Below are 26,987 nucleotides of genomic sequence, written 5' to 3'. Positions count from 1 at the left end.
TGTAACATTCTCGACGCCTTAAATAAAATCAATCCGCTCTCTGTAAAGAGCAATTGCAGTGTTCAACCAATACCCTAACTAACGAATATTAATAAAAACCGTCCAAAACTATGAAAAAAACCGTCCTTAAACAACGACTACTAATTCGAATTATGAAAATAACCTTATTTCAATTTGTCTTAGCCCTTGTCTTTTCAAGTGTAACTTTTGCAAATAACATCAGAGGTCAAAAAAAACTGGACACAAAGGTAACTATTACCGTGACCGATTTGAACTTAGATACTGCGTTGTCAAAACTTGAAAAATTGGCACATGTGAAGTTTTCGTATAATTCGAGAATGTCACAATTGAATCAAAAAGTGAGTGTCTATGCTAATAATGAAGCATTATCAAGTGTATTGACTCGCATTTTGAAACCATTAAAAATGAATTATACCGAAGTAAGTAACCAAATTATTTTACAAAAAGACGGTATTGCAACAACAGGAATGAATGGAGATTTTTTCTCTACATTAAATCAAAATACGATTGCTGAAATAATCAAAGGTCGCGTTGTGGATGAAAAAGGAGAATCTTTACCTGGCGTAACGATTCTTGTAAAAGGAACTACAAAAGGCACCACCACTGATATCGATGGAACTTATAGCATAAGTGCTGAAATTGGAGATGTTTTACAATTTTCTTATGTTGGATTAGAAACGAAATCGGTGACTGTAACCGGAACAACATTAAATGTTACTTTAACGGGAAGTGGTGAAACACTTCAAGATGTTGTCGTAATTGGTTCCCGTAATCCAACCAGAACAGTAACTGAATCTGCTGTACCAATTGATGTAATTTCTATGAAAGAAATTGCTTCTCAGGGAGCACAAGTTAACTTAAATCAGATTTTAAACATGGTTGCCCCATCGTTTACCTCAAATACGCAAACAGTTGCTGATGGAACGGATCACATTGACCCAGCGCAATTAAGAGGTTTAGGACCGGATCAAGTATTGGTTTTAATAAATGGAAAAAGAAGACATACTTCTTCATTGGTAAATATTAACGGATCTCCGGGTAGAGGATCAGTAGGAACAGACTTAAATGCTATTCCTGCTTTTGCAATCGAAAAAATCGAAGTCTTGAGAGACGGAGCTTCTGCGCAATATGGTTCAGATGCCATTGCAGGAGTTATTAATATTAATGTTAAGAAAAACACGAATAAATTAGACGTTAATATTTTTGGTGGAGGAAATCTTTCAAAAGGCGCTAACGACCATGATGGCGGTTTTGATGGTGGAAATTACCAATTGGATTTAAACTACGGAACAAGCCTTGGTAAAGAAAAAAGTTTTATCAACGCAACCGCTAGCTTCCAACTTAGAGATGCAACCAGCAGAGCAAAAGAAGTTACAGGAACTTTATTTAATGCCTACAATGCAGTAGAACAAAGAGCGGCTGAGGCAGGAACTAACATCAATGCACTTTTTGGAAATATTACAAATACTCCAAATACGGCTCAAATACTTACTACAATAAAACAGTATGCTCCAGGTGTATCTTATTTCACAGGTGCACAGCAAACTGCAATACTTGGCGCCACTACTATTTCTCAAATGCAAACAGCATTAAATTTTGATGCTACAGCAGGCGAATTAGCATATAGAAGTCTTGAAAGAAAAAATTTCAACATGAGAGTGGGACAATCTTCGTTACAAAGTGCCCAATTCTTCTTGAATGCTGCATACCCAATAAATGACAAACTAGAAGCGTATGCCTTCGGGGGAACAAGTTTCAGAGAAGGAGAAGCTGCAGGTTTCTACAGAAGACCAAATCAAGCCAGATCATATACAGGATTATATCCAAACGGATTTTTACCGGAAATACATTCTACAATCAACGATGTCTCTGTGGCAGCAGGTTTAAGAGGTATGTTATTCGAAAACTGGAATTTTGATTTAAGTAATACTTTTGGAAGAAATGCTTTTGATTATGGAGTTGAAAATACAGTAAATGCTTCCTTAAGAGAAAATTCTCCTACTGAATTTGACGCTGGTGGTTTGGCTTTCGCCCAAAACACAACAAACTTTGACATGAACAGAAAATTTGATGTTTTAGAAGGTTTGAACGTTGCTTTTGGCGCAGAATACCGTCATGAGAACTTCTCTATCAATGCAGGTCAACCGGAATCATACAATTTATATGATATCAACGGCGGTGTAGTTACCGCAACAACTCCAACAAACATAAAAGTTACTGATTTTTATGGTGCAGCAAGACCAAATGGCTCACAAGTTTTTCCAGGTTTCAGACCTGCAAATGCAATTGACAAAGATCGTAACAGTGTAGCAATTTATACAGATTTAGAATTAGACGTTACAGATAAATGGTTAGTAAACGGAGCTGTTCGTTTTGAGAACTATTCTGATTTTGGAAACACAACTAATTTTAAAATAGCTTCCCGTTATAAAATAACGGATAATATCAACTTACGTGGTGCAGTTTCAACTGGATTTAGAGCGCCATCATTACATCAGATCTATTTCAATTCGACCGCTACACAATTTGTAGGTGGTGTACCGTTTGAAGTTGGAACTTTCAGTAATGATTCGCAAGCGGCACAATTATTAGGAATTCCTAAATTGAAACAAGAAGAATCTAAAAGTGCAAGTATTGGGTTTACCGCTAAAATTCCAACGGCTAATTTAACCTTAACTGCTGATGCTTATATTGTACAAATTGACGACAGAGTGGTACTTACGGATCAATTTTCAAGACCTGGCGGAACTCCTGCAGCAGGAACTCCAAATGCAATTTTGAATGAATTATTTGATGAAGCCGGCGCTACTGCAGCTACGTTCTTTGCAAATGCAATTAACACAGAATCAAAAGGAATTGATGTTGTAATAAGTCATAAAACAAGTTTTGGAAACAACGTATCTTTAAAAACTGATTTATCAGGAACTTTTTCTAATACTTACCGAGTAGGAGAAATTAAAGCTTCACCAGTATTAGAAGCTGCAGGTCAAATCAACAGATATTATTCTGAAGCTAGTAGAGTATATTTGCAAGAAGCAATTCCAAGAGTAAAAGCTAATTTAACCAATTCTGTAACATATAAAAAATTCGATTTCTTCTTGAGAAATGTTTATTTTGGTAAAGTTACAGACCCAAATACAGCTGATGTAAATGGAGACGGAAGAGTTGAAGGTATTATCGTAAATGGTCAAGCCGTAGAAATTGAGCATCCAATTTGGGGAGCAAAAATTATAACTGATTTATCCGTAGGTTTCAAAATTACCGAAGCTGCCAAAATTGTTATTGGTGCCAATAATATTTTTGATATTTATCCTGATGCAAATCTTGGAACACAAACTGCAATCAGACCTAGATTAGTTTCTGGGGCTATTGATTACACAGCTGCTCCAGCTACAATCGATTTGTCAAATGCAAATCAATTTGTTTACTCCAGAAACGTATCACAATTTGGTCAAAACGGTCGTTTCGTTTTTGCTCGATTAAGCTTCAGTTTCTAAGAAATATTTTATTTATGATAGAACCATCCTGCTAAAACAGGATGGTTTTTTTTGGCTTAAACTTTAGAAAAAAAAGAATCCAAACGTTGTACCTTTGCAACTCTAAATCTTTGCCCCTTAATACAAATGAATTTTCAAGTAGTATCCGATTACCAGCCGAAAGGCGACCAACCACAAGCAATTGAAAAATTGACTCAAGGGATTATTGATGGTGATAAATTCCAAACTTTATTAGGAGTTACCGGATCCGGAAAAACATTTACGGTGGCCAATGTGATTCAGGAAGTACAAAGACCAACCTTAGTTTTGGCACACAACAAAACGTTAGCAGCACAATTATACTCGGAATTCAAGCAGTTTTTCCCGAATAATGCCGTGGAATATTTTGTTTCGTACTACGATTATTACCAGCCCGAAGCGTTTATGCCAGTAACTGGCGTTTTCATTGAAAAGGATTTATCCATCAATGAAGAACTGGAAAAAATGCGAATGTCAACCACTGCCTCATTACTTTCAGGACGAAGAGATATTTTAGTTGTGGCGTCAGTTTCGTGTTTGTACGGTATTGGAAATCCAATAGAATTTCAGAAAAATTTGATTCCAATTGAAAAAGGACAAATTATTTCTCGTACCAAATTACTGAATCAATTGGTACAAAGTTTATATTCCAGAACGGAAGCCGATTTTAATCCAGGAAGTTTCAGGATAAAAGGTGATACTGTAGATGTGTATCCAAGTTATGCGGATGAAGCCTACAGAGTTCATTTCTTTGGTGACGAAATTGAAGAAATTGAAAGTTTTGACACCAAGAATTCTCAGGTTCTTGAAAAATTTGATAAGCTGACCATTTATCCGGCCAATATGTTTGTGACTTCGCCAGATGTCTTGCAAGGTGCCATTTGGGAAATCCAACAGGATTTAGTAAAACAAGTCGATTATTTCAAGGAAATTGGAAAACATCTCGAAGCAAAACGACTGGAAGAACGAACCAATTTTGATTTGGAGATGATTCGTGAACTTGGTTATTGCTCCGGAATTGAAAATTATTCCCGTTATCTGGATGGTCGTTTACCTGGCACGAGACCTTTCTGTTTACTGGATTATTTCCCAAAAGATTACTTGATGGTAGTAGACGAAAGTCACGTAACACTTTCACAGGTTAGTGCGATGTATGGCGGAGACCGGAGCCGTAAAGAAAATTTAGTGGAATATGGTTTCCGACTTCCCGCTGCAATGGACAACCGTCCTTTAAAGTTTGAAGAATTTGAAGCCATGCAGAATCAGGTAATTTATGTTTCGGCAACACCAGCGGATTACGAATTACAAAAAACCGAAGGCGTTGTTGTGGAACAAGTGATTCGTCCAACAGGATTATTGGATCCTATCATTGAAATCCGACCAAGTTTAAATCAAATTGATGATTTAATTGAAGAAATTCAAGTTCGAGCAGAAATTGACGAACGTGTTTTAGTGACAACTTTAACCAAAAGAATGGCGGAAGAACTAGCTAAATATTTAACCAAAGTTAATATTCGTTGTCGTTATATCCACTCTGAAGTAGATACTTTGGAACGAATAGAAATCATGCAAGATTTGCGAAAAGGAATTTTTGATGTGTTGATTGGTGTCAATTTACTTCGTGAAGGTTTGGATTTACCCGAAGTTTCTTTGGTAGCCATTCTAGATGCTGACAAAGAAGGTTTTTTACGAAGCCATCGTTCGCTTACGCAAACAATTGGTCGTGCAGCAAGAAACCTGAATGGGAAGGCAATTATGTATGCTGATAAAATTACGGCTAGCATGCAAAAAACCATCGACGAAACGAATTATCGCAGAACCAAGCAAATCAATTACAACACTGCAAATAATCTCGTGCCTCAGGCTTTAAATAAAAAAATTGAAAGTGCCTTTACTAAAAATCCTTTAGCCGATTATGAGTTAGGCCTAACCTTAGACACTGCTGCAGAACCTGAAAACCTGTATTTGCCAAAACCTGAAATTGAGAAACTCATTCGGGAAAAACGTAAATCAATGGAGAAAGCGGCAAAAGAATTGGATTTTATGCAAGCTGCAAAATTACGTGATGAAATTAAACGACTACAGGGACAACTGAACTAATTTTTTTTTAAATGAAATCTTCAAGTCAACACAAAATATTTTTTGATTTTAAATGACTTTTGAATCCATTTTTTTTGTCTAAAAACTTTTAAATCAAGTAAAGTTCTTTAAATTTGAGTGTAATTATTTTCTGATTGTTTCCTGAAAATCCATCCATTCAAATGAAATATCGCTTACTCATTTTTGTTTTATTCGGACTAATTTCATTTGCCTCAGCGCAATCTTCAAACGAGGATATAATGACGATTGAAATAGAAAAAAATTCCGATATCATAAAACCAAATCTACTGTCCAATCACCCGCTGGGAATGTACATTTCGCGAATAAACCATAATTTCAAAGTTCGCTCTCCTGAGAAATTTTCCTTTTCATTAGACATTTCAAGTGGAAATGTGATGTTGCCTTATGTAAAATCATACGAGTTAACAAACCCAACAGATCGGGAATTTGCTGCGAGTTTTCCTTGGCATGACCGAGAATTTAAATTTGACCTTAATACTGTTCCTGCCCAAACCAAAGAATTCATCGCCGATGGAGTGATCCGATCTTACAAATTCACGTTTTCCTTACCTTTAACTGCGCATCATGAATTTAATTTCGGCGTTCGTGCATATTCATTAGACAAAGGAAAATATCCCTTTTCAGTCTTTACGTCTGATGAATCTATTGAGTGGTTCCACAGTAATATTGCTGGAGGGGAAGATCCTTTCTCAAGAAGATATTATGGTTTGAACAAAGCAAAAATTTCTTATCGAGATGAAAACAATAGCGTTATTACAATGAATAATGGAGACTTCAGAATACCGGGGATAGAGATAAATTATTTTTACTATCCGCAATTAGAAATGAACAAAAGCCACAAAATATACTTGAATTTTGGAACTCATTTAGGAATCAATATTTCGAGATATAATCCAGTGGCTGACATCGGAATTTCTTCATCGGCAATAAAAAAAATTGTTGTGAGAGACAAAAATATTTTAAGTATTGGCGTAAGTGCCGGCGCATTGAGACAACGATTTATTCAGTTTGGCGACAGAGTAAACATAAGCAATCAAACTTTTCTGTACAGTTTTGATGGACTTATTGATTACAAAAGAAAACTCAGCAACAATAATTCGATTTCGTACGGAATCAATTATGCTTTTCAAACATCATACAACAAGAAGAAAGATTTTGACCATATCATTTTAACTGGAGAGAGAATTAAAACGCATTGGCAACAAACTTTTTCACACTTGTATGAAAGTTTAGAAGGCTGGAGTTTTATTTGCACCTACTCCGTTAAACAATTTTCCTATTACATATCATTACGAGAAGATTTACGTTTGGATAATGCTCCTGATTTACAAACTAGTTTTGGAGTAAAAATGTCTTTTAAAAGGTAACTACATCAGTAAAAATAGAAAATTCACAAATAAATTCCTCAAAAAACCTAATTAATTATGTTGCTCCTGAAAAACATTTAATAAAATTTCAGCATCAATAATTGCATTTGGTGCTTCATTCATCAACTTAAGAATTCGTTTTGTAGCTAAGGGATTAAGTCCCATTTCAAGTGCTATTTGTTGGATTGCAACTGATTCTTTTTGATGTAAAAGTCCGTCACTATACATCAACAAAGCCAATCTGTAAAATTGTTGAATACGTAAAAACTCAGATTTAATCGGAATTTTTGGGAGTTCCTGATGAAATAAATCTTTAAAAACATTCATCTCGAAACCCAGCTCATTCGCTACAATTGCCAAAAATTCATATTCTCTTTTATGCAAATGCCCATCAACAGTAGAAAAAGCAATCATCTCTAAAACTAAACTCCTTTTTTCTTCGAAAGTATTCATCTAATTATTATTTTTAGCTAAAATATTGTTTTTAAATCAAAACACAAAAACTAATAATGAATCGACTAAAGTTCTTACTCCTACTCTTCTTTTTTACTATACTAAAAATTACTGCTCAAGGCGAAGAGACAAAGAAAAGTACTGCTTCCAAACAAGTTTCCACATTTACTATTGAAGCGCCACAGCTTCAAACCACAAAGAAAATTTGGATTTATTTGCCCGAAAATTATTTAACTTCAAAAAAGAAATTTTCCGTAATTTATATGCACGATGCGCAAAATTTGTTTGATGCTAAAACATCCTATTCGGGAGAATGGAATGTCGATGAAAAACTGGACAGCCTAAAAGCACAAGTTATTGTAGTGGGAATCGAACATGGAAACGAAAAACGAATCGATGAATTAACGCCTTTTAAAAATGAAAAATACGGTGGCGGAAAAGCAGATAGCTATTTAGAATTTATCGTGAAAACATTAAAACCACACATCAACAAAACCTATCGAACAAAAACCAAAAAGAAAAATACTATCATCATGGGAAGTTCCCTTGGTGGTCTTAATTCATATTATGCCATTTTAAAATATCCGAAAGTATTTGGAAAAGCAGGTGTTTTTTCGCCTTCTTTTTGGTTTACCAAAGACATATATAATTTAACTGAAAACTCTAAAAAGATAAAATCTAAAATCTATTTCCTGTGTGGAGATGCAGAAAGTGACGATATGGTTGCAGATTTGACCAAAATGGAATATTTACTAAATTCTAATCGATGTTACTGCCTCAATTTAAATAAAAAAACAATTGTAAAAGACGGAAAACACAATGAAAAACTATGGCGCGACGGTTTTGTCGATGCAATTTTATGGCTTGGTTTCTAAAAAATCCTACTTCAAATAAATACAACAAATAGTAAAATTAAACCCCAAATGGAACTAATCTTAAGAGAATACAACCTCAAATTAAAACATACATTTACAATTTCAAGAGAATCGATTGACTTTCAGCCTTCTTTGATTGTGGAATTAAAAAGTGATGGTTATTCCGGTTTTGGCGAAGCAACTTCCAATCCGTATTACAGAACAACTGTTCCGGTAATGATGCAGGATTTAGAAAAAATTCGAAGCATTATCGAAAACACTACAGATGAAACTCCCGAAGAATTTTGGTCAAAAATCCATTCGTATTTAAAACACGACATGTTTGCCTTATGCGCTTTGGATATGGCATACAATGATTTATTTGCGCGTAAAAAAGGAAAAAAATTATACGAATTGTGGAATTATGCCACCGACAAAAATCCATTGACAGATTACACGATTGGAATTGCATCCATCGAAAAAATGGTTGCTAAAATGAAGGAGTTGCCTTGGCCGATTTATAAAATAAAATTGGGAACCAAAGAAGATATTGCCATTGTCAAAGAACTTCGGAAACATACCGATGCCATTTTTAGAATCGACGCCAATTGCGGTTGGGGCGTTGAAGAAACCATAAATAATGCTGTGGAATTGAAAAAATTAGGTGTAGAATTCTTGGAGCAACCCATGAAAGCTGACAATTGGGAAGGACACAAGGAAGTTTTTAAACATTCGGTTTTACCGATTATCGCTGACGAAAGTTGTATTATAGAAGAAGATGTAGCAAAATGTCATAAACATTTTCATGGTGTAAATGTCAAATTAGTAAAATGTGGCGGACTGACGCCCGGAAGACGAATGATCCAGGAAGCCAAGAAATTAGGATTAAAAACGATGGTGGGTTGCATGACCGAATCAACGGTTGGAATATCAGCCATTGCGCATTTATTGCCACAACTGGATTATGTAGATATGGACGGCGCATTGCTTTTGGCTGAAGATATTGCCACAGGAGTGACAATCGATTTTGGAAAAATAACCTATTCTGACTTAAACGGAACCGGTGTAACTTTAATTTAATTTTAAATGAAAGTCAACCAATTTCCGGATCGAACAATTGAAATCGACAATGAAGAGTATCTTTATTTTGGAGGAACGGCTTATTTGGGTTTGCCAACGCATCCCGAATTTCAAAACCTAATTATTAAAAATATTTTGAACTGGGGAACAGCTTATGGAAGTTCCAGAAGTGCCAATATTAAACTAAATGCCTACGAAAATGGAGAACGATTTTTAGCCGATTTCATCAACGCAGATGCAGCTCTTACCCTTTCTTCAGGAATGTTGGCAGGGAAATTAGTTGTTGAAATTCTAATACAAGAAACCGATTTATTTTTTCACTTTCCGGATACGCATACCGCCATCAAAGCACAAAACAGTCTTCCTTTTTTTATTGGAAATAAATTAAATCCGCGTTTGTTGGATAATAGAACTGAAAAAATTACGATTCTTACGGATTCGGTTCCATCATTTTATGTACAGCCAATTGATCTTACGATTCTAAATTCGATTCCCTCTCATAAAGAAATTACTTTGGTTATTGACGAATCACATTCGCTTGGAATTTTGGGTACAAATGGTTGCGGAATTTATTCGACAATCAATCTTCCTACTATTAAAAGAAAAATTATGGTGTCCTCTTTGGGCAAAGCCTTTGGGTTGACGGGTGGCGTAATTGCCAGCGATTCCGAATTTATTAATCAGATTGCAACTCACGATACTTTTGTTTCCAGTGCTGGTATGAATGCCGCATTTGTTCAAACCATGGCTGATGCTACAGTAATTTATTTGCAACAGCATAAAAAATTAAAAGATAATTTGAACTACATTAATACTCGTTTAATTACAAATAAAGCAGTCCTTTTTGATCCTGAATATCCGCTCATTTATCCGAAAGTCGAAGGAATAAATGAAATTTTCACGGCAAATAAAATTATTGTAACCAATTTTAAATATCCAACGGACACTAAAGATTTAAACAGAATTGTAATTACTGCTAATCACAAAAAAGAAGATTTGGATACTATAATTCAACTTCTGAACCAAAACCAATTCTGAATCTAAAATTGTGGTCCAATTGCTTTTAAACCGTACCTTTGTAAAAAATTAGAATATGATGACAAATAACGATATCTTTAAAAAACTTCGTGTAGCTTTAATGTTACGTGACGATCAAATAGTTGAAATATTAGAATTAGTAGATTTCAGAATCACTAAATCAGAATTGGGTGCTTTTTTCCGTGATGAAAAACATGAAAATTATATGGAATGTGGTGACCAAGTGTTGCGCAATTTCCTAAATGCATTGGTAATTCACTTGCGTGGAACGAAAGAAAATCCAAAAAACCCAAATGATGTTTTAGCCAAACACAAAGCTCAAATTCCTGTAAAGGAAGGAACTTCTCAAAGAGCTGAATTCAAAGCAAAACCAAGAGACGAAGAAAGATCAAGAGGCGATGAAAGTCCTTCAAAATCGAAACCTGCTGCTAAAAAACCGTTCAAAAAACAATTCTCAAAAGGAACTCCAAAAGTTCAAGTTGTGGAGAAAGTGAAATTTAACTTCGGTAAGAATAAAAAATCATAACTGTGAAAACGGCATTGATTATTGGCAGTACCGGTTTAATAGGTTCAGAATTATTGAATTTACTTTTAGAAAGTTCACATTACGCTAAAGTAATCACTTTCGTAAAAAGAGATACGGGAATAAAGCATCCAAAATTGACGCAACACATCATTGATTTTGACAAGCCGGAAACCTATAAAGAATTAGTCGTTGGTGATGATTTCTTTTGCACGATTGGTACAACAATCAAAAAAGCAGGAAGTCAAAAAGCGTTTAGAAAAGTAGATTTTGAATATCCTCGTCAGTTTGCCGCTTTTGCTTTGCAGAATAAAGTTCAAAAATACTTGATTATTTCCTCTCTTAGTGCTGATGCAAATTCTGGAAATTTCTATTTGAAAACAAAAGGAGAAATTCAAGATTTTCTTAAAGATTGTAATTTCCAAAGCGTTGCTGTATTGCAACCTTCACTTCTTTTGGGAAACCGAACTGAATTCAGATTCGGAGAAAAAGTTGGTGCGTTTTTCATGAAAACACTTTCCTTCTTATTCCTTGGGAACTTGAAAAAGTACAAACCTATTGAAGGTAAAACAGTAGCGAAAGCACTTTTGAAAATTGCACAAAAAAACGATACAGGTTTCAAAATATATGAATCGGATGTGATTCAAGAAATTGGAAACTAATACAATATCAAAATCCTGAATGAGAGTTCAGGATTTTTTGTATATTTAGTTTATCAAAATGAATTTACACCTTCAAATATGAAATTTCTCCTAACCTTCTCCATATTATTTTTTACAACACTATTTTTTGGACAAAAGAATAAAATTGAAGAACCAGCCATGTTTTTTGATAAAAACTTACTTTCGCTAAATTCAATGGAATATATCGACCCTAATGAAATTCAATCTATAAATGTTGTCAAAAAGGATACTACAATAAATGGTGTTTTGTATCGTGGCCAAATTAACATTACTTCCAAAAACCCTAGGAAATATGATTTCATAAGTTTGGAACAAATTAAATCTAAATTTACAAAAATCAAAAGTAACGATGCCATTTATATGGTAAATAGAGCATTTATTACAGACAATATTGAAACTTTCAAATTAGACCGAAACTATATTTTAAAAGTTGAAGTTACTAATTCAGAAGAATTTTATAATCTAAAAGAGAGTAATACCAAATTTGACATTATCAACATCTTGGGTAAAACAAAGGAAAATTTAGAAAATAAAAATACGATTTTATTAAGAGGTCATGAAGCCATAGGAGTTAAATAGATTTTTTTTTCAATACTATTTAAATCCAACTTTAAGAGCTACAACTTAACATCGAACATCCTACTTTATCTCTGGCCCAATCGGGTCTTTTGGCAAACCATTTTTGAAAATTTGGTTGCTCGTCATACGGCTTTTTTAGCATTTCGAATAACTCGTTTAGCAAAGAATAATCTCCCTTATCCGCATCATCAATACACAATTGTGCCATGTAATTTCGCAATACGTATTTTGGATTAACTAAATTCATCTGCTCTTTTCTTTCTGTATCTGAGAGTTTTTCTTCATTGATTCTAATGCTGTACTTCTCCAACCAATCGTGCCAATGTTTCAAAATCGTTTCATCCAAATCGTTTTCATTGTAAAAAGCCTCTTTTATGGAATTGAAAGCTGTTTCTGCTGAATCTGTTTTAGTTACAGAACTTAAATTTCTGAAGAAAATAGTCATGTCCGTTTCTACCTTTTCAAGCAATTGAGTCAAACTTTGAATCAAAATAATATCTTGTTCTTTTTTGATTTGTAACCCGAGCTTATTTTGCATCATATTCAAATACTCTTTTTCATAATCCACACTAAAAGCATCTAAAATAGTTTCCAGCGGTTTCGCTTCCTGAATTAAAGGATACAACGCATTCGCCAATTGATACAGATTCCACAGCGCAATTTCAGGTTGATTGCCAAAACGGTATCTTTTATGTTGGTTATCGGTTGTATTTGGCGTCCAGCCGGAATTATAATCTTCCAACCAGCCGTAAGGTCCGTAATCAATGGTGATACCGTGAATAGACATATTATCGGTATTCATAACGCCATGAACAAAACCTACGCGTTGCCAGTGCACAATCATATTCAGCGTTGTTTGAGTAACTTCTTGAAAAAACGCCAGATATTTTTCGACTCCTTCAACTTGAATATGAGGAAAATGATGCTTTATGGTATAATCTGTCAATAATTTGAGATTGACATGATCTTCTCGAGAAGCAAATAATTCAAAACTACCAAAACGGATAAATGAAGGAGCCACTCTACAAACGATGGCGCCTTTTTCATAGGCAGGATTTCCATTATACAAAACATCTCGCAATACTTGATCACCAGAAAGCATTAGCGAAAGCGAACGTGTGGTAGGAACACCCAAATAATGCATGGCTTCAGCACACAAATGCTCTCGAATGGAAGAACGCAAAACGGCAAACCCATCTGCTGTTCTGGAATATGGTGTTGGCCCTGCTCCTTTCAGTTGTAATGTGTATGACTTATTTTCATGAACTACTTCAGTAAGATTGATGGCGCGACCATCTCCTAATTGTCCCGCCCAATTCCCAAATTGATGTCCAGCATAAGGCATAGCATATGGTTTTGTGCGCGGAAAAATGGTGTTTCCTGAAAAAGTATTTAAAAAATCAGCGGAAAGTATATCTTCCTGAGAAAGACCAATCGCATTAGCTACTTCAATTGAAGCATGAATCAAGGAAGGATTTGAAGGTTTTTGGGGTAATACAAATGAATAACAAGCTTGATGAACTTGTCTTGGAACATTAACTTGATTGGCATCAGCAGGTAATTCGTCAGTGAAATTATTTTGTATCTGAAGTTTCATAATTACTAAAAAACATTAAAAACAAAGATAATCGTTGTAAACCAGAAAACTTTACACTTTCAATTATTATTATGACTTGTTCTATCTAAAAATCTATTTCTTTCAAAAAAAAAAATCCTGTTCGCCGCAGCAAACAGGATTTTCAATATATAACATTTTTTCTAATTAAGAAAGTGCTGCTTTTACTTGATCCGCTGCTTCTTGGAATTCAACAGCTGATAAAATTGGCATTCCTGAATTATCAATTAATTCTTTTGCGATAGCTGCATTTGTACCTTGTAAACGAACAATGATTGGCACTTTAATTGCATCACCCATATTTTTGTAAGCGTCAACAACTCCTTGCGCCACACGGTCACAACGAACGATTCCACCAAAAATATTAATCAAAATAGCTTTTACGTTTTGATCTTTTAAGATAATACGGAAAGCAGTTTCAACACGTTTTGCATCAGCAGTTCCACCTACGTCAAGGAAGTTAGCAGGCTCAAAACCAGCATACTTGATTAAATCCATGGTTGCCATCGCTAAACCAGCTCCGTTCACCATACATCCTACTGTACCGTCAAGATCCACATAGTTTAATCCTACTTCTTTTGCTTCCACTTCGATTGGGTTTTCCTCACGAATGTCGCGCATATCAGCATATTTCTTTTGTCTGTATAAAGCATTATCATCGATATTTACTTTAGCATCTACAGCCATAATTTTATTGTCAGATGTTTTTAAAACCGGGTTGATTTCAAACATCGAAGCATCAGATCCAATATAAGCATTGTATAAAGAATCGATGAATTTCACCATTTCTTTGAAAGCATTTCCAGAAAGACCTAAGTTAAAAGCAATTCTTCTTGCTTGAAAACCTTGTAATCCAACAGAAGGATCTACTTCTTCAGTAAAAATTAAATGAGGAGTGTGTTCCGCAACTTCTTCAATATCCATTCCACCTTCAGTAGAATACATAATCATGTTACGACCTGTAGCTCTATTTAATAAAACAGAAACATAAAACTCAGAAGTTTCACTTTCACCAGGATAATATACATCTTCAGCGATTAAAACTTTGTGTACTTTTTTACCTTCAGCAGAAGTTTGAGGTGTAATCAATTGCATTCCGATGATTTGCTCTGAAATCTCTTCAACTTGTTGTAAATTTTTGGCAAGTTTCACTCCACCACCTTTTCCACGTCCACCTGCATGAACTTGGGCTTTTACAACATACCAACTTGTACCAGTTTCGGCAGTTAATTGTTTTGCAGCAGCAACAGCTTCTACAGGGCTATTAGCAACGATTCCGCGCTGAATGCGAACTCCGTAGCTAGCTAAAATCTCTTTTCCTTGATATTCGTGTATGTTCATAATATAGAATTTGTCTGGCTTCTGAATTTCTTTCAGAATAAAAGTGCCACAAAAATAGCAAAATTAAACTTAACTGTTATTTTTTTTTCAATTAAATATAGGTCAAAATAGAGATATTTTAAACAAAAACAGAACGCTCTCCTATTTTAAAAAAATATAAAAATTAATTACAAATTTGTTATAATTAGTTGGCAAAATTCATTGGCAAAGTATTTCTTTCAAAAACAGTGCTTTCCTTTACCCATTTACATTTTCTTTTTATCGAAAAATCAAATCGGAAGTGTTTAAATATCATTATTGAGATTTATTTAACCTTTTTCTGTTAGAACTGTAAAAACAAGGCGCTTTTAACTTTTAAGCCTATTATATGTTACTAAATCTTTAATTTTGTAGAAAAAAATTTAAGCATGAAAGTTAAAGAACAAGGCCTTTATTTGCCCGAATTTGAACACGACAATTGCGGAGCAGGATTCATTTGTAATTTAAATGGAATTAAGTCAAATGATATTATACACAAAGCACTGGATATTCTAATCAAATTAGAACACCGGGGTGCTGTGAGTTCAGATGGCAGAACTGGAGATGGAGCAGGAATATTATTTGATATCCCACATGATTTTTTTAAGAAAGTTTGTGAATTTGATATCCCGGAAACTAAGGAGTATGCCGTAGGAATGGTTTTTATGCCAAAAAGTAAAAACCAAGTTGTTTTTTGTAAAACCACTTTTGAAACTTCGATACGCGATCAAAATCTAGAAATATTAGGATGGAGAGACGTTCCGGTAGACGCAACAAATTTAGGACGAATAGCCGGCGAGAAAGAACCAACAGTTAAACAAGTATTTGTAGGTAAAAATGGTTTAGACCTCACAGAACAACAATTTAACGCTAAATTATTTGCAGCGAGAAAAATAGCAGAACATGCGATTCGAAATTCAAGAATTTCAGAAAGTCACATGTTTTATTTTTCCAGTTTCTCGACTACCACTATAATATATAAAGGTTTGTTGATGCCGGAAGATATCAGCAGGTATTATACGGATTTATTGGATGACGATTTGGTAACCCGATTAGCTTTGGTTCACCAACGTTTTTCTACCAATACATTTCCATCTTGGGAATTGGCACAGCCTTTCCGTTATATGTGTCACAATGGTGAAATCAATACACTTCGTGGCAATATTAGCCGCATGCGTGCTCGAGAAGAACTGATGAAAAGTGACGTTTTTGGTGATGATATCAAAAAATTATTCCCAATTATTTTAGAAGGAAAATCAGATTCCGCTTCAATGGATATGGTAATTGAATTGTTATTAATGACCGGTCGTTCTTTGCCGGAAGCCATGATGATGGTCGTTCCTGAAGCTTGGGAAAAACACCAAACGATGTCAGCCGATAAAAAAGCATTCTACGAGTACAACGCTTGTATCATGGAGCCCTGGGATGGTCCGGCTTCTATTCCTTTTACTGATGGAAACGTTATTGGTGCTTTATTGGATAGAAATGGATTACGTCCTTCACGATATACATTGACTAAAAGTGGTTTCGTAATTATGTCTTCAGAAATTGGTGTTCTCGACATCAAACCAGAAGATGTGATTCAACACGGTCGTTTAGAACCCGGAAAAATGTTCCTTGTAGACATGAACGAAGGGCGAATTATTGAAGATGACGAAATCAAAAATGCTATTGTTACCAAACGTCCTTACAAACAATGGTTGGATGAAAATTTAGTACAATTGGCTCAAATACCGTACACTGACAATCCAATTCCTGTTGAAAACATAGATTTTGAAACAAGACAAAGACTCTTTGGATACACGTTGGAGGATTTAAAAACAATCATAAACCCAATGGGATCTCAAGGCGCAGAAGCATTAAGTTCCATGGGAAATGATACTCCGTTAGCGGTTTTGTCAGATCAGCCACAGCTTTTATACAACTATTTCAAGCAGTTGTTTGCTCAAGTTACCAATCCACCATTGGATGGTATTCGTGAAGAAATCATCACGGATATCAGTTTAGCGATTGGTGGAGATTATAATATTTTTGACATTGTACCTAAGCATTGTAAAAAACTAAAAATTCAAAATCCAGTAATTTCAAACGAGGATTTAGATAAAATAAGAAACATTGATCATGCTGATTTCAAATCAGTCACTATTTCTACTTTATACGATATCGAAAAAGGAGTAAATGGATTAGAACGCGCTTTGGAAAGAGCCGTACAAGCGACTTTCAAAGCAGTTACTGAAGGTTGCAATATTGTAATTATTTCTGACAGAGGTGTGAGTGAAAAAATGGCTCCAATACCAATGTTACTGGCGTGTTCTTACATTCATCATTCGCTTAACATTCTAAAAGTTCGTTCTAAATTTGGAATCATAATAGAATCTGCAGAACCTCGCGAACCACATCATTTTGCCTTATTATTTGGTTACGGAGCTAGCGCAATCAATCCTTACATGGTGAATGAAATAATTCACAACCAAGTAAACGAAGGTTTTATCACTGGTGTAAAAGCGGATTATGCCATCAAAAATTATAACAAAGCTATTGCAAAAGGGATTCTGAAAATCATGAATAAAATTGGTATCTCGACGTTACATTCGTACAGAGCGGCACAAATTTTTGAAATTTTAGGATTAAATAAAACTTTCACTTCTAAATATTTTCCTTACACTCCTTCCCGAATTGAAGGAATTGGTCTGATGGAAGTAGAAAAAGAAATCAAGAAAAGGTATCAAAAAGCATTTCCAAATTCAAAAGTCAGTAGTTTACTGCCTTTAGAAATTGGTGGAATTTACCGATGGAGAAGAAATGGGGAAAAACACATGTTTAACCCAACAACGATTTCTAAATTACAACAAGCAGTTCGTCTAAATAGCCCTGAAAGTTATAAAGAATATGCCAAAATGGTCAATGATCAAAGTGAAAACTTGATGACTATTAGAGGTTTATTTGAATTCAATAATTTAGATCCTATTTCAATTGACGAAGTGGAACCTTGGACTGAGATTGTAAAAAAATTCAAAACTGGCGCCATGTCTTATGGCTCCATTAGTCAGGAAGCGCATGAAAATCTTGCGATTGCTATGAACAGAATTGGCGGAAAAAGTAATTCTGGAGAAGGTGGAGAAGATCCAAAACGTTTCCAAAAAGACTTAAATGGAGATTCTAGAAATAGTGCTATTAAGCAAGTAGCTTCTGGAAGATTTGGGGTTTCTATCAACTATTTAACCAATGCCAAAGAGATACAAATAAAAATGGCGCAAGGTGCAAAACCTGGAGAAGGTGGTCAATTACCCGGAGAAAAAGTAGTGCCTTGGATTGCTGAAGTTAGAAATTCAACACCATATGTTGGACTAATTTCACCACCGCCACACCACGATATTTATTCTATTGAGGATTTATCTCAGTTGATTTTTGATTTAAAAAATGCCAATCGTGAAGCAAGGATTAACGTAAAATTAGTTTCTGAAGTGGGTGTTGGAACAATTGCTGCCGGTGTTGCTAAAGCAAAAGCCGACGTGATTTTGATTTCTGGATACGATGGAGGAACTGGAGCTGCACCTTTAACTTCACTGCAGCACACCGGTATTCCTTGGGAACTTGGACTTGCCGAAGCACAACAAACATTAATCTTAAATGATTTAAGAAGTCGCGTAGTTTTAGAATGTGATGGACAATTAAAAACTGGTCGTGATGTAGCTATTGCTGCATTACTTGGAGCTGAAGAATTTGGTTTTGCAACCGCTCCTTTAGTAGCATCTGGTTGTATCATGATGAGAGCATGTCACTTGAATACATGTCCGGTTGGTATTGCAACACAAGATCCCGAATTGAGAAAAAATTTCAAAGGAACGCCGGAACACATCATCAACTTCATGTATTTTATTGCTGAAGAGTTGAGAGAAATCATGGCGCAATTAGGGTTCAGAACATTGAAAGAAATGGTAGGACAATCTCAAAAATTGAATGTCAATAAAGCCATCAAGCAATATAAAGCAAGTGGATTAGATTTATCTACTATTTTATACAAACCAGAAAAAGCTAAAGAAGTTCCAAATCACAATACGACTACACAAGACCATGCTTTAGAACATGTACTTGATTTTGAAATTATAAAAGCGGCTATTCCTTCTATTTATAGAAAAGAAAAAACAAGAGTTACTTTTGACATCAAAAATACAGACCGTTCCGTTGGCGCTATATTGAGTAATGAAATTTCAAAAATATATGGTGCGCAAGGTTTACCCGAAGATACTATATTAGTCGATTTTACAGGATCAGCAGGACAAAGTTTTGGTGCTTTTGCAACCAATGGTTTATCATTTAAAATTCACGGAAACTGTAATGATTATCTAGGAAAAGGGCTTTCCGGAGGTAAACTGATTATCAAAGTACCACCTGCAGCTACTTTTAAACCAGAAGAAAATATCATCATTGGTAACGTGGCACTTTATGGAGCAATTACTGGTGAAGCGTATATAAATGGTATGGCGGGAGAACGTTTTTGTGTGAGAAATTCTGGAGCAACAGCAGTTGTAGAAGGAATTGGAGATCATGGATGCGAATATATGACTGGAGGAACTGTTGTAGTTTTAGGAAAAACAGGAAGAAATTTTGCTGCAGGAATGAGCGGTGGTATCGCTTATGTTTTTGATCCAAATAAAAAATTCGACGCTACCTTATGTAATATGGAGATGGTCGCTTTTGAAACATTGGAAGAGGATGACTTTACTAAACTGAGACGTTTGATAAAAAATCATTCAATGTATACCAACAGCCCTTTAGCAAAAAGGATTTTAGAAGATTGGGAAAACCAACGCAGCCATTTTGTCAAAGTAATGCCAACAGATTACAAAAAAGCATTGCAAAGATTAGCCGAAGAAAAACAAATTGAAGAACTACTAGCACTATAGTTATGGGAAAGATAGGAGGATTTAAAGAATATAATAGAACTGACGAAAGTAATATAGTTGCTGAAGAACGTGTTTCAAATTACAATGAATTCACAATTACATTACCTAAAGATAAAATTAAAGAACAGGGATCCAGATGTATGGATTGTGGTATTCCTTTTTGTCACAGTGCTTGTCCATTAGGGAATTTGATACCAGATTTTAATGATATGGTGCATCAGGAGGAATGGGAAAGTGCCTTGAAAATATTACAATCAACCAATAACTTTCCTGAATTTACTGGTCGTTTATGCCCAGCACCGTGTGAAAAATCATGCGTGTTAGGAATTATTGCCGAACCGGTTGCGATCGAAAATATTGAAAAAAATATTATCGAAAGAGGCTTTGCTGAAGGTTGGATCAAACCACAGCCACCAGAAGTTAGAACAGGAAAAACAGTCGCTGTAATAGGTTCTGGTCCTGCTGGTTTAGCGGCTGCACAACAATTAAATCGTGCAGGACATTCTGTTACGGTTTTTGAAAGAGACAATGCAATTGGTGGATTATTACGTTATGGAATTCCAAATTTCAAATTAGAAAAAGGGATTATAGACAGACGTGTTAAAGTACTGGAAGCCGAAGGAATTACTTTTAAAACCAATGTAAATGTTGGTGTAAATTATAGTATTGAAGAATTGAACGCTTTTGATTCTATCGTATTATGTGGTGGCGCAACAGAACGCAGAAGTTTACCTACTAAAGGAATAGAAAGTAAGGGAGTTGTTCAGGCAATGACTTTCTTGACACAACAAACAAAATCACTATATGGTGAGGAAATTCCTGATCAAATAATGGCGACCGGTAAAGATGTGATTGTTATTGGTGGAGGAGATACTGGTTCTGATTGTGTGGGAACTTCAAACAGACATGGAGCCAAATCGGTTACTAATTTTGAGATTTTACCAAAACCACCAGTTGGAAGAAGTGAAACTACGCCTTGGCCATTTTGGCCATTGCAATTAAAAACTTCCTCTTCTCATGAAGAAGGTTGTAATAGAAACTGGTTAATCAACACCAAAGAATTCATTTCTAATGAAAAAGGAGAACTTGTTGGTTTAAAAACTGTTGAAGTGGCTTGGAAAATGACACCGGGACAAAGACCTGAATTGGTAGAAAAAGAAGATTCAGAAAAAATATGGCCTTGTGATTTAGCTTTATTAGCACTTGGATTTACAGGTCCTGAGAAAACACTAAGCGATCAATTAGGATTAGAAATTGATATGAGAAGTAATTATAAAGCGACCAATTATCAAACGAATGTTCCTCATATTTTTACTGCGGGCGACATGCGAAGAGGACAATCATTAATTGTATGGGCAATATCTGAAGGTCGTGAAGCTGCCAGAGAAGTCGATAAATACTTAATGGGTTATACCAATTTGCCTACCAAAGGAAATGGCGATTTGCCCAACTTGTAATTCTAAATAACATTTTACAACCCTTGATAAAAAATTTGTCAAGGGTTATTTTTTTTATAAAATTTCAAATAAATGTTTAATTTATAACTTTTTGTTAGAATTTGTTAGAATTCATCCATTAGCTTGTGGGACTAAATAAAGAGTAATAAATTTGCTCAAAATTAATAATCATGCAATCAAAAGACTTAGTACAATTAGCAGAACAATTTGGCAGTCCATTATACGTTTATGATGCCGAAAAAATACAATCTCAATACAATAGATTAACGAAAGCTTTTTCAAAGGTAGAAAAGTTGCGCATCAATTATGCAATGAAGGCTTTGTCGAATGTTGCTATACTTCAGTTATTGAAAGAAATGGGTTCAGGATTAGATACTGTTTCCATTCAAGAAGTATTATTAGGACTACATGCAGGCTATGAACCAGAAAAAATATTTTATACTCCAAATGGTGTTTCTCTTGAAGAAATTGAAGAAGTTTCAGCCATGGGAGTTCAAATCAATATAGATAATTTATCCATCTTAGAGCAATTTGGTACAAAATACCCAAATGTTCCTGTATGCATCCGAATAAATCCACACGTAATGGCTGGCGGGAATGCAAATATATCTGTAGGTCATATTGATAGTAAATTTGGTATTTCGGTACACCAATTGCCTCATTTAGTTCGTATTGTTGAAAATACAAAAATGAACATTGTGGGTATTCACATGCACACAGGTTCTGATATTTTGGATATCGAAGTGTTTTTGTATGCTGCTGAAATATTATTTGATGCCGCCAGAAACTTCAAAAACCTTGAATTCCTAGATTTCGGAAGTGGATTTAAAGTACCTTATAAAAAAGACGATATTGAAACTGACATTGAAGAATTAGGTAAAAAATTATCAAAAAGATTCAATGCTTTTTGTACCGAATACGGAAAAGAATTAACCTTAATATTTGAACCAGGGAAATTTTTAGTAAGTGAAGCAGGTTTCTTTTTGGCTAAAGTAAATGTAGTTAAACAAACTACTTCAACAGTTTTCGCAGGTATAGACAGTGGTTTTAATCATTTAATTAGACCAATGTTTTATGGTTCACAACATCATATCGAAAATATATCACATCCAAAAGGGAAAGAGCGTTTCTACTCCGTGGTAGGATATATTTGCGAAACCGATACTTTTGCCAATAACAGAAAAATTGCAGAAATAAAAGAAGGTGATATTTTATCTTTTAGAAATGCAGGAGCCTATTGTTTCTCCATGGCTTCCAATTATAACTCGAGATACAAGCCCGCCGAAGTTTTATGGATGAATGGTGAAGGCCATTTAATCAGAGCACATGAAACCTTTGAAGATATTCTTAAAAATCAAATTCCGTTACCAGTAGCTGTAACAACAAAATAAACTAAATAATCCCATTTACCACCGTGAATGGGATTATTTTTTACATTAAAAACCAATCTCTTTGTAAAATTATTTTATTCCAAAAAATAATCAATCCTTAACATACTCAGTGAAAGAGTTTCTTTATTTTTGAACTTCTTACAAAAAAACTAACAATGAATAGACGGAAATTTTTCAAGAACGGTTCTTTATTTGCTATTGGTGCTACACTCCTAAATCCTTTTGAAGGAAAGGCGAACGAGCTAGATTTTGACACTTTAAAAAAAAATAAAAAAGCAAAAAATATCATTGTAATCGTTAGTGACGGAATGAGCATTGGTACACTAAATATGGCTGACATCTATTTGAATAGAAAAACAGGTATAGGGAGTAATTGGATCCAATTGTATAAAGACAACAAAGTAACACGAGCATTGATGGACATGGCATCAGCTTCATCAATTATCACAGATTCCGCTGCAGCAAGTTCTTCTTGGGGAAGTGGTTTTCGTGTCAAAAATGGCTCCTTAAATGTTGGCATAAACGGAGAAGAATACATTCCAATATGGCAAAAATTCAAAAAAGCTGGAAAAATGGCGGGATGTGTAACCACTGTTCCTATCACCCATGCCACACCTGCGGGTTTTTGTATTGCTTCAAAAAGTAGAAACAGTCAGGAAAGTATTGCTGAAATGTATCTTGACTTGAAGTTTGATATCATGATGGGTGGCGGAAATAACTATTTCTCATCAGATAGCCGAAAAGACAAACGTGATATGTACCAAGAATTTTCAAAAAATGGATTTTCTGTTGTAAAAAATAAAAGTGAAATGTTAGCCTGTGATAACACCAAACCAATACTTGGAGTTTTTTATAACGACGGCCTACCCTATTCCAAAGACAGAGAAAGCAGTAAAGAACTAACTGGAACCATTCCAACTTTAGCCGAAATGACGGAACGTGCCATTGCTAAAATGAAAGATCATCCTAATGGTTTTGTTTTGCAAGTCGAAGCAGGAAAAGTAGACTGGGCAGCACATGGCAATGACATCGCTGGATTACTTTATGATCAAGTAGCTCATGATGAAGCCGTAAAAGTTGCTATTGATTTTGCTGAAAAAGATAAAAACACTTTGGTTATTATCACCACAGATCATGGGAATGCAAATCCGGGAATTATCTATGGAAAAGATGCCAATGAAAATTTTGATTCGATCCAAAATTACAGACAAACCAACGATTGGATTTTAAATGGAATTGGTCAAGAAACATCTGTATCACAAGTAATTGAAAGAATTGAATATGCTAATAAAACTATTTTAAAAGAAGATGAGGCAAAAGAAATTTTGAATTTTTATTCAAATATAAAATTAGAGGAAGGACTCTATAATCCAAAACATTTACCTTTCAAAGTACTGGCTGACATTCAAAAGAAACACAATTCAGTAGGTTGGATCAGTATGGATCATTCTGCAGATTATAGTGAGTTAGCCATGTACGGACCCGGAAGTGATTTACTTAAACCTTTCATAAAAAACACCGACCTACATTATTTAATGCTAGAGGCCGCTGAAGTAGAAAATACATTTTAGAAACAACCATAAAATTAAAAAACTCCGATCTTAATAAAAAGAGAGGAGTTTTTTTTTCATTTAAAAAGCCTTTAAATACTTTATTTTTTCTCTAAAAGCGTTTCCAAAACTTCAGATTCAGTTCCATTAGGAAATGGAATTTTTAACATTTGAGAAAGCGTCGGTGCTATTTGAGTTATGTATTTTTTAGTGTGTAATTCTCCTTTTGGAACATGCCATCCATAAAAAAGTAACGGAACGTGTGTATCATAACTATTAGGTGAACCATGTGTAGTTCCTGTAGCTTGATATTCCATATAACCTGTTTTATCAAGTATTACAATGTCGCCATTTTGTTTAGGATCATAACCTTTAGAAATAAAACTTAAAAAATAATCGTCGCCAGAAGATGCTAAAATTTCCTCTTCAGTATACACTCTTTTAACCTGTTCTTGTGTCATCAAAAACTCTTTGAAACTTTGTTTTACTTTAGTTAATTCTAAACCTTTTTGTTTTATAATTTCTTTATTGAAGAAAATATTAAAGTTAGAATATTCTAATACCAAATCTGAACCAAATGTTTCGTTTGAATGTTTTTTTAATGCCTCAACAATATCTTTGGAAGGAATATTTTTAACATTGTATTTATTATCTTTTAAATAATTAGGATTTTCAGCTCCGGCATGATCAGCAGTTAGAAAAAGTAAATAATTATCCTTTCCAACGGTCTTGTCTAAATAGTTTAAAAACTGAGCTATCGTTTGATCTAAACGCAAATAAGTATCCTGCAACTCCATAGAACGAGGTCCAAAAGTATGTCCTACATAATCTGTGGAAGAAAAACTAACAGTCAAAAAATCTGTAATATCATCTTTCCCTAATTCTTCTTTTTCAACAGCTTTCATAGCTAATTCTGCCAAAATATCATTCCCAAAAGGTGTAGTTCTCAAAACATCAGCTCCTTTATCTTTGTATATTTTACTCAAATCATATGGGAAAACCGGAGCATTAGCTTTATCTAATTTCCCTTCATACGGATTATCATCAGGAAGACTTTCATTATAAGTAGCTATGGGCTTCAATAAATTCCAACCTTTATTAATATAATTCAGGTATCTCTTTTCTTGGTTAAACTCCGTTACCCAATTCGGTAAAGCCGAACCATAAAAAGTACTTGAAATAAAAGATCCTGTTTTGCTATACCAAAATGCCCAATTAGCAAAATGACCCGCCGGCAAAATTGCACCACGATCTTTGATACTCATCCCAATTACTTTACCTTTAAAATTCGTTGCCATTCGCAATTCATCGGTAATGGTGGTACTTAGCAAGTTTTTCGGAGACATTGCTCCCTCTTTTTCTGTACCGTCACCTACTGTTTTTACAGATGCGTCATCCGTACAATAAATATCTTTTCCAATAGCTTTATTGAACCAATCATTTCCTACTATTCCATGGGTTGATGGAGTCGTTCCTGTATAAATACTTGCATGACCGGGCGCCGTGTAAGTAGGCACATAATTATAATGCATATTGTGAAAAGTATATCCATTATTCATTAATCTTTTAAAGCCATTCTCAGAAAAATCATCTGAAAAACGATATAAATATTCCATTTTCATTTGATCTACCACTATACCAACCACTAATTTGGGGCGTTGTTGCGCTTGTGAGTTTAAAGACATAACAAATGTCAAAAACAAAATAATTCTTTTCATATTATACTTTTATAATTAAAACAAAAATACAACTTAAACTTTAATCAAACTCCGAACAAACACTTAAGGATAATAAATTAATGTATTATTAACTGTATTAAAATAGTTACGCAAAAATCAGTTAGCTATGCATGGATAGTTTTATAGCTATTTAAAATCGGTTTTGTTTGAAAATATTATAAAAAGAAAAATAATACCAGTGTAAAACTTGTAGAAATTAGAAAAAGAAGAATTATAATACTCAATAAACTAAAAATTATCCATAAACCTCTTACCATACACAAAAACTCCTAATCAGAAAAGAAAAGCGACTAGCCGAGGCAATGGTTATCACTTCTTACCAATACAAAAAATCCTCATCAAATGAATGATGAGGATTTAATAAAATCTAAAACTAGTTCAGATTAAAGAAAGGCGACGACATACTCTCCCACATAACTGCAGTACCATCTGCGCAGGCGGGCTTAACTACTCTGTTCGGGATGGGAAGAGGTGAGCCCCGCCGCAATAACCACCTTAAGAGGTTATAATTGCTTTGGGCAATTATTTTGCAATTAAAAATTTTGAATTAAAAATTAAAAATTGCAATAATATCTTAACATACTGAGATAAAGAAAAGTTTTTTTTGTTAGAAAGTTTCTTCCTGCCGATTGCTCGGCAGGAAAAGCGTACATAAGCTTACGGGTTATTAGTACTACTCGACTATGACATTACTGCCTTTACATCTATAGCCTATCAACGTGGTCATCTCCCACG

At 34.6% G+C, this 26,987-nt stretch carries 17 protein-coding genes and 2 rRNA genes; 13 read left to right on the top strand and 6 right to left on the bottom strand.

The features are described 5' to 3' along the window. Positions 1 to 110 precede the first annotated feature (110 nt). From IWX80_RS07970 to IWX80_RS07960, 3 genes are all read left to right on the top strand, one after another. On the top strand, positions 111 to 3,518 hold the full coding sequence (locus tag IWX80_RS07970; protein WP_334682292.1) for a TonB-dependent receptor: 3,408 nt from the start codon (positions 111 to 113) through the stop codon (positions 3,516 to 3,518). Positions 3,519 to 3,644: 126 nt separating this feature from the next. Further along, a complete protein-coding gene (gene uvrB / locus IWX80_RS07965) occupies positions 3,645 to 5,636 on the top strand; it encodes an excinuclease ABC subunit UvrB (RefSeq protein ID WP_334682291.1) in 1,992 nt (663 codons plus the stop codon). 161 nt (positions 5,637 to 5,797) lie between these two features. Continuing rightward, a complete protein-coding gene (locus tag IWX80_RS07960) occupies positions 5,798 to 7,024 on the top strand; it encodes a hypothetical protein (RefSeq protein WP_196852974.1) in 1,227 nt (408 codons plus the stop codon). A gap of 51 nt (positions 7,025 to 7,075) precedes the next feature. Here the strand turns inward: IWX80_RS07960 and IWX80_RS07955 are convergent, their stop codons facing one another. Then, positions 7,076 to 7,477: an excinuclease ABC subunit B gene (locus IWX80_RS07955; protein WP_196852973.1), complete on the bottom strand. Its 402-nt coding sequence runs from the start codon at positions 7,475 to 7,477 to the stop codon at positions 7,076 to 7,078. 56 nt (positions 7,478 to 7,533) lie between these two features. On the opposite strand from IWX80_RS07955, the gene IWX80_RS07950 reads away from it, so the two are divergent. The 6 genes from IWX80_RS07950 to IWX80_RS07925 all read left to right on the top strand — a co-directional run bounded on the left by IWX80_RS07950 (position 7,534) and on the right by IWX80_RS07925 (position 12,234). Continuing rightward, positions 7,534 to 8,352: an alpha/beta hydrolase gene (locus tag IWX80_RS07950; protein WP_196852972.1), complete on the top strand. Its 819-nt coding sequence runs from the start codon at positions 7,534 to 7,536 to the stop codon at positions 8,350 to 8,352. A 48-nt stretch (positions 8,353 to 8,400) separates the two neighbouring features. Beyond that, a complete protein-coding gene (locus tag IWX80_RS07945) occupies positions 8,401 to 9,411 on the top strand; it encodes a dipeptide epimerase (protein ID WP_196852971.1) in 1,011 nt (336 codons plus the stop codon). Between the two features lie 6 nt (positions 9,412 to 9,417). After that, positions 9,418 to 10,449, top strand: a complete 1,032-nt coding sequence (locus tag IWX80_RS07940) for an aminotransferase class I/II-fold pyridoxal phosphate-dependent enzyme (RefSeq protein WP_196852970.1) — start codon at positions 9,418 to 9,420, stop codon at positions 10,447 to 10,449. 58 nt (positions 10,450 to 10,507) lie between these two features. Then, entirely contained in the window at positions 10,508 to 10,975 is a 468-nt protein-coding gene (locus tag IWX80_RS07935; protein ID WP_196853277.1) for a DUF1456 family protein, read from the top strand. Between the two features lie 2 nt (positions 10,976 to 10,977). Continuing rightward, the gene (locus tag IWX80_RS07930) at positions 10,978 to 11,634 is read left to right on the top strand and encodes an oxidoreductase (protein WP_196852969.1); all 657 of its coding nucleotides are present in this window, start codon (positions 10,978 to 10,980) and stop codon (positions 11,632 to 11,634) included. A gap of 78 nt (positions 11,635 to 11,712) precedes the next feature. Then, a complete protein-coding gene (locus tag IWX80_RS07925; protein WP_196852968.1) occupies positions 11,713 to 12,234 on the top strand; it encodes a hypothetical protein in 522 nt (173 codons plus the stop codon). Positions 12,235 to 12,265: 31 nt separating this feature from the next. On the opposite strand, the gene IWX80_RS07920 is transcribed toward IWX80_RS07925, so the two are convergent. Together IWX80_RS07920 and sucC are read right to left on the bottom strand one after the other, a co-directional pair. Next, positions 12,266 to 13,834 (bottom strand): protein adenylyltransferase SelO, encoded by a 1,569-nt coding sequence (locus IWX80_RS07920; protein WP_196853276.1) that lies wholly within the window; start codon positions 13,832 to 13,834, stop codon positions 12,266 to 12,268. Between the two features lie 162 nt (positions 13,835 to 13,996). Next, the gene (sucC, locus tag IWX80_RS07915) at positions 13,997 to 15,190 is read right to left on the bottom strand and encodes an ADP-forming succinate--CoA ligase subunit beta (RefSeq protein ID WP_091166566.1); all 1,194 of its coding nucleotides are present in this window, start codon (positions 15,188 to 15,190) and stop codon (positions 13,997 to 13,999) included. A 407-nt stretch (positions 15,191 to 15,597) separates the two neighbouring features. On the opposite strand from sucC, the gene gltB reads away from it, so the two are divergent. The 4 genes from gltB to IWX80_RS07895 all read left to right on the top strand — a co-directional run bounded on the left by gltB (position 15,598) and on the right by IWX80_RS07895 (position 24,534). Next, positions 15,598 to 20,115 carry a glutamate synthase large subunit gene (gene gltB / locus IWX80_RS07910; protein ID WP_196852967.1) on the top strand — a complete coding sequence of 1,506 codons (4,518 nt, stop codon included), beginning with the start codon at positions 15,598 to 15,600 and terminating at the stop codon, positions 20,113 to 20,115. Positions 20,116 to 20,117: 2 nt separating this feature from the next. Further along, on the top strand, positions 20,118 to 21,572 hold the full coding sequence (locus IWX80_RS07905) for a glutamate synthase subunit beta (RefSeq protein WP_196852966.1): 1,455 nt from the start codon (positions 20,118 to 20,120) through the stop codon (positions 21,570 to 21,572). Positions 21,573 to 21,742: 170 nt separating this feature from the next. Continuing rightward, positions 21,743 to 22,963 (top strand): diaminopimelate decarboxylase, encoded by a 1,221-nt coding sequence (lysA, locus tag IWX80_RS07900; protein WP_196852965.1) that lies wholly within the window; start codon positions 21,743 to 21,745, stop codon positions 22,961 to 22,963. A gap of 155 nt (positions 22,964 to 23,118) precedes the next feature. Continuing rightward, entirely contained in the window at positions 23,119 to 24,534 is a 1,416-nt protein-coding gene (locus IWX80_RS07895; RefSeq protein WP_196852964.1) for an alkaline phosphatase, read from the top strand. An 80-nt stretch (positions 24,535 to 24,614) separates the two neighbouring features. Here the strand turns inward: IWX80_RS07895 and pafA are convergent, their stop codons facing one another. The 3 genes from pafA to IWX80_RS07880 all read right to left on the bottom strand — a co-directional run. Continuing rightward, positions 24,615 to 26,231 carry an alkaline phosphatase PafA gene (gene pafA / locus IWX80_RS07890; RefSeq protein ID WP_196852963.1) on the bottom strand — a complete coding sequence of 539 codons (1,617 nt, stop codon included), beginning with the start codon at positions 26,229 to 26,231 and terminating at the stop codon, positions 24,615 to 24,617. A 409-nt stretch (positions 26,232 to 26,640) separates the two neighbouring features. Then, positions 26,641 to 26,750, bottom strand: a 5S ribosomal RNA gene (gene rrf / locus IWX80_RS07885). 149 nt (positions 26,751 to 26,899) lie between these two features. Beyond that, positions 26,900 to 26,987: ribosomal RNA gene (locus IWX80_RS07880) — 23S ribosomal RNA — on the bottom strand; the annotation flags it as partial.

This window comes from Flavobacterium sp. CAN_S2 (genome assembly GCF_015752255.1).
Taxonomy (GTDB): Bacteria; Bacteroidota; Bacteroidia; order Flavobacteriales; family Flavobacteriaceae; genus Flavobacterium.
This window is presented reverse-complemented; position numbering and strand designations above follow the sequence as displayed.

What these genes read in the sequence shown, in the direction of transcription:
- IWX80_RS07970 (WP_334682292.1), top strand. Translation starts at nt 111, where the DNA reads ATGAAAAAAACCGTCCTTAAACAACGACTACTAATTCGAATTATGAAA.
- uvrB (WP_334682291.1), top strand. Translation starts at nt 3,645, where the DNA reads ATGAATTTTCAAGTAGTATCCGATTACCAGCCGAAAGGCGACCAACCA.
- IWX80_RS07960 (WP_196852974.1), top strand. Translation starts at nt 5,798, where the DNA reads ATGAAATATCGCTTACTCATTTTTGTTTTATTCGGACTAATTTCATTT.
- IWX80_RS07955 (WP_196852973.1), bottom strand. Translation starts at nt 7,477, where the DNA reads ATGAATACTTTCGAAGAAAAAAGGAGTTTAGTTTTAGAGATGATTGCT.
- IWX80_RS07950 (WP_196852972.1), top strand. Translation starts at nt 7,534, where the DNA reads ATGAATCGACTAAAGTTCTTACTCCTACTCTTCTTTTTTACTATACTA.
- IWX80_RS07945 (WP_196852971.1), top strand. Translation starts at nt 8,401, where the DNA reads ATGGAACTAATCTTAAGAGAATACAACCTCAAATTAAAACATACATTT.
- IWX80_RS07940 (WP_196852970.1), top strand. Translation starts at nt 9,418, where the DNA reads ATGAAAGTCAACCAATTTCCGGATCGAACAATTGAAATCGACAATGAA.
- IWX80_RS07935 (WP_196853277.1), top strand. Translation starts at nt 10,508, where the DNA reads ATGACAAATAACGATATCTTTAAAAAACTTCGTGTAGCTTTAATGTTA.
- IWX80_RS07925 (WP_196852968.1), top strand. Translation starts at nt 11,713, where the DNA reads ATGAAATTTCTCCTAACCTTCTCCATATTATTTTTTACAACACTATTT.
- sucC (WP_091166566.1), bottom strand. Translation starts at nt 15,190, where the DNA reads ATGAACATACACGAATATCAAGGAAAAGAGATTTTAGCTAGCTACGGA.
- gltB (WP_196852967.1), top strand. Translation starts at nt 15,598, where the DNA reads ATGAAAGTTAAAGAACAAGGCCTTTATTTGCCCGAATTTGAACACGAC.
- IWX80_RS07905 (WP_196852966.1), top strand. Translation starts at nt 20,118, where the DNA reads ATGGGAAAGATAGGAGGATTTAAAGAATATAATAGAACTGACGAAAGT.
- lysA (WP_196852965.1), top strand. Translation starts at nt 21,743, where the DNA reads ATGCAATCAAAAGACTTAGTACAATTAGCAGAACAATTTGGCAGTCCA.
- IWX80_RS07895 (WP_196852964.1), top strand. Translation starts at nt 23,119, where the DNA reads ATGAATAGACGGAAATTTTTCAAGAACGGTTCTTTATTTGCTATTGGT.
- pafA (WP_196852963.1), bottom strand. Translation starts at nt 26,231, where the DNA reads ATGAAAAGAATTATTTTGTTTTTGACATTTGTTATGTCTTTAAACTCA.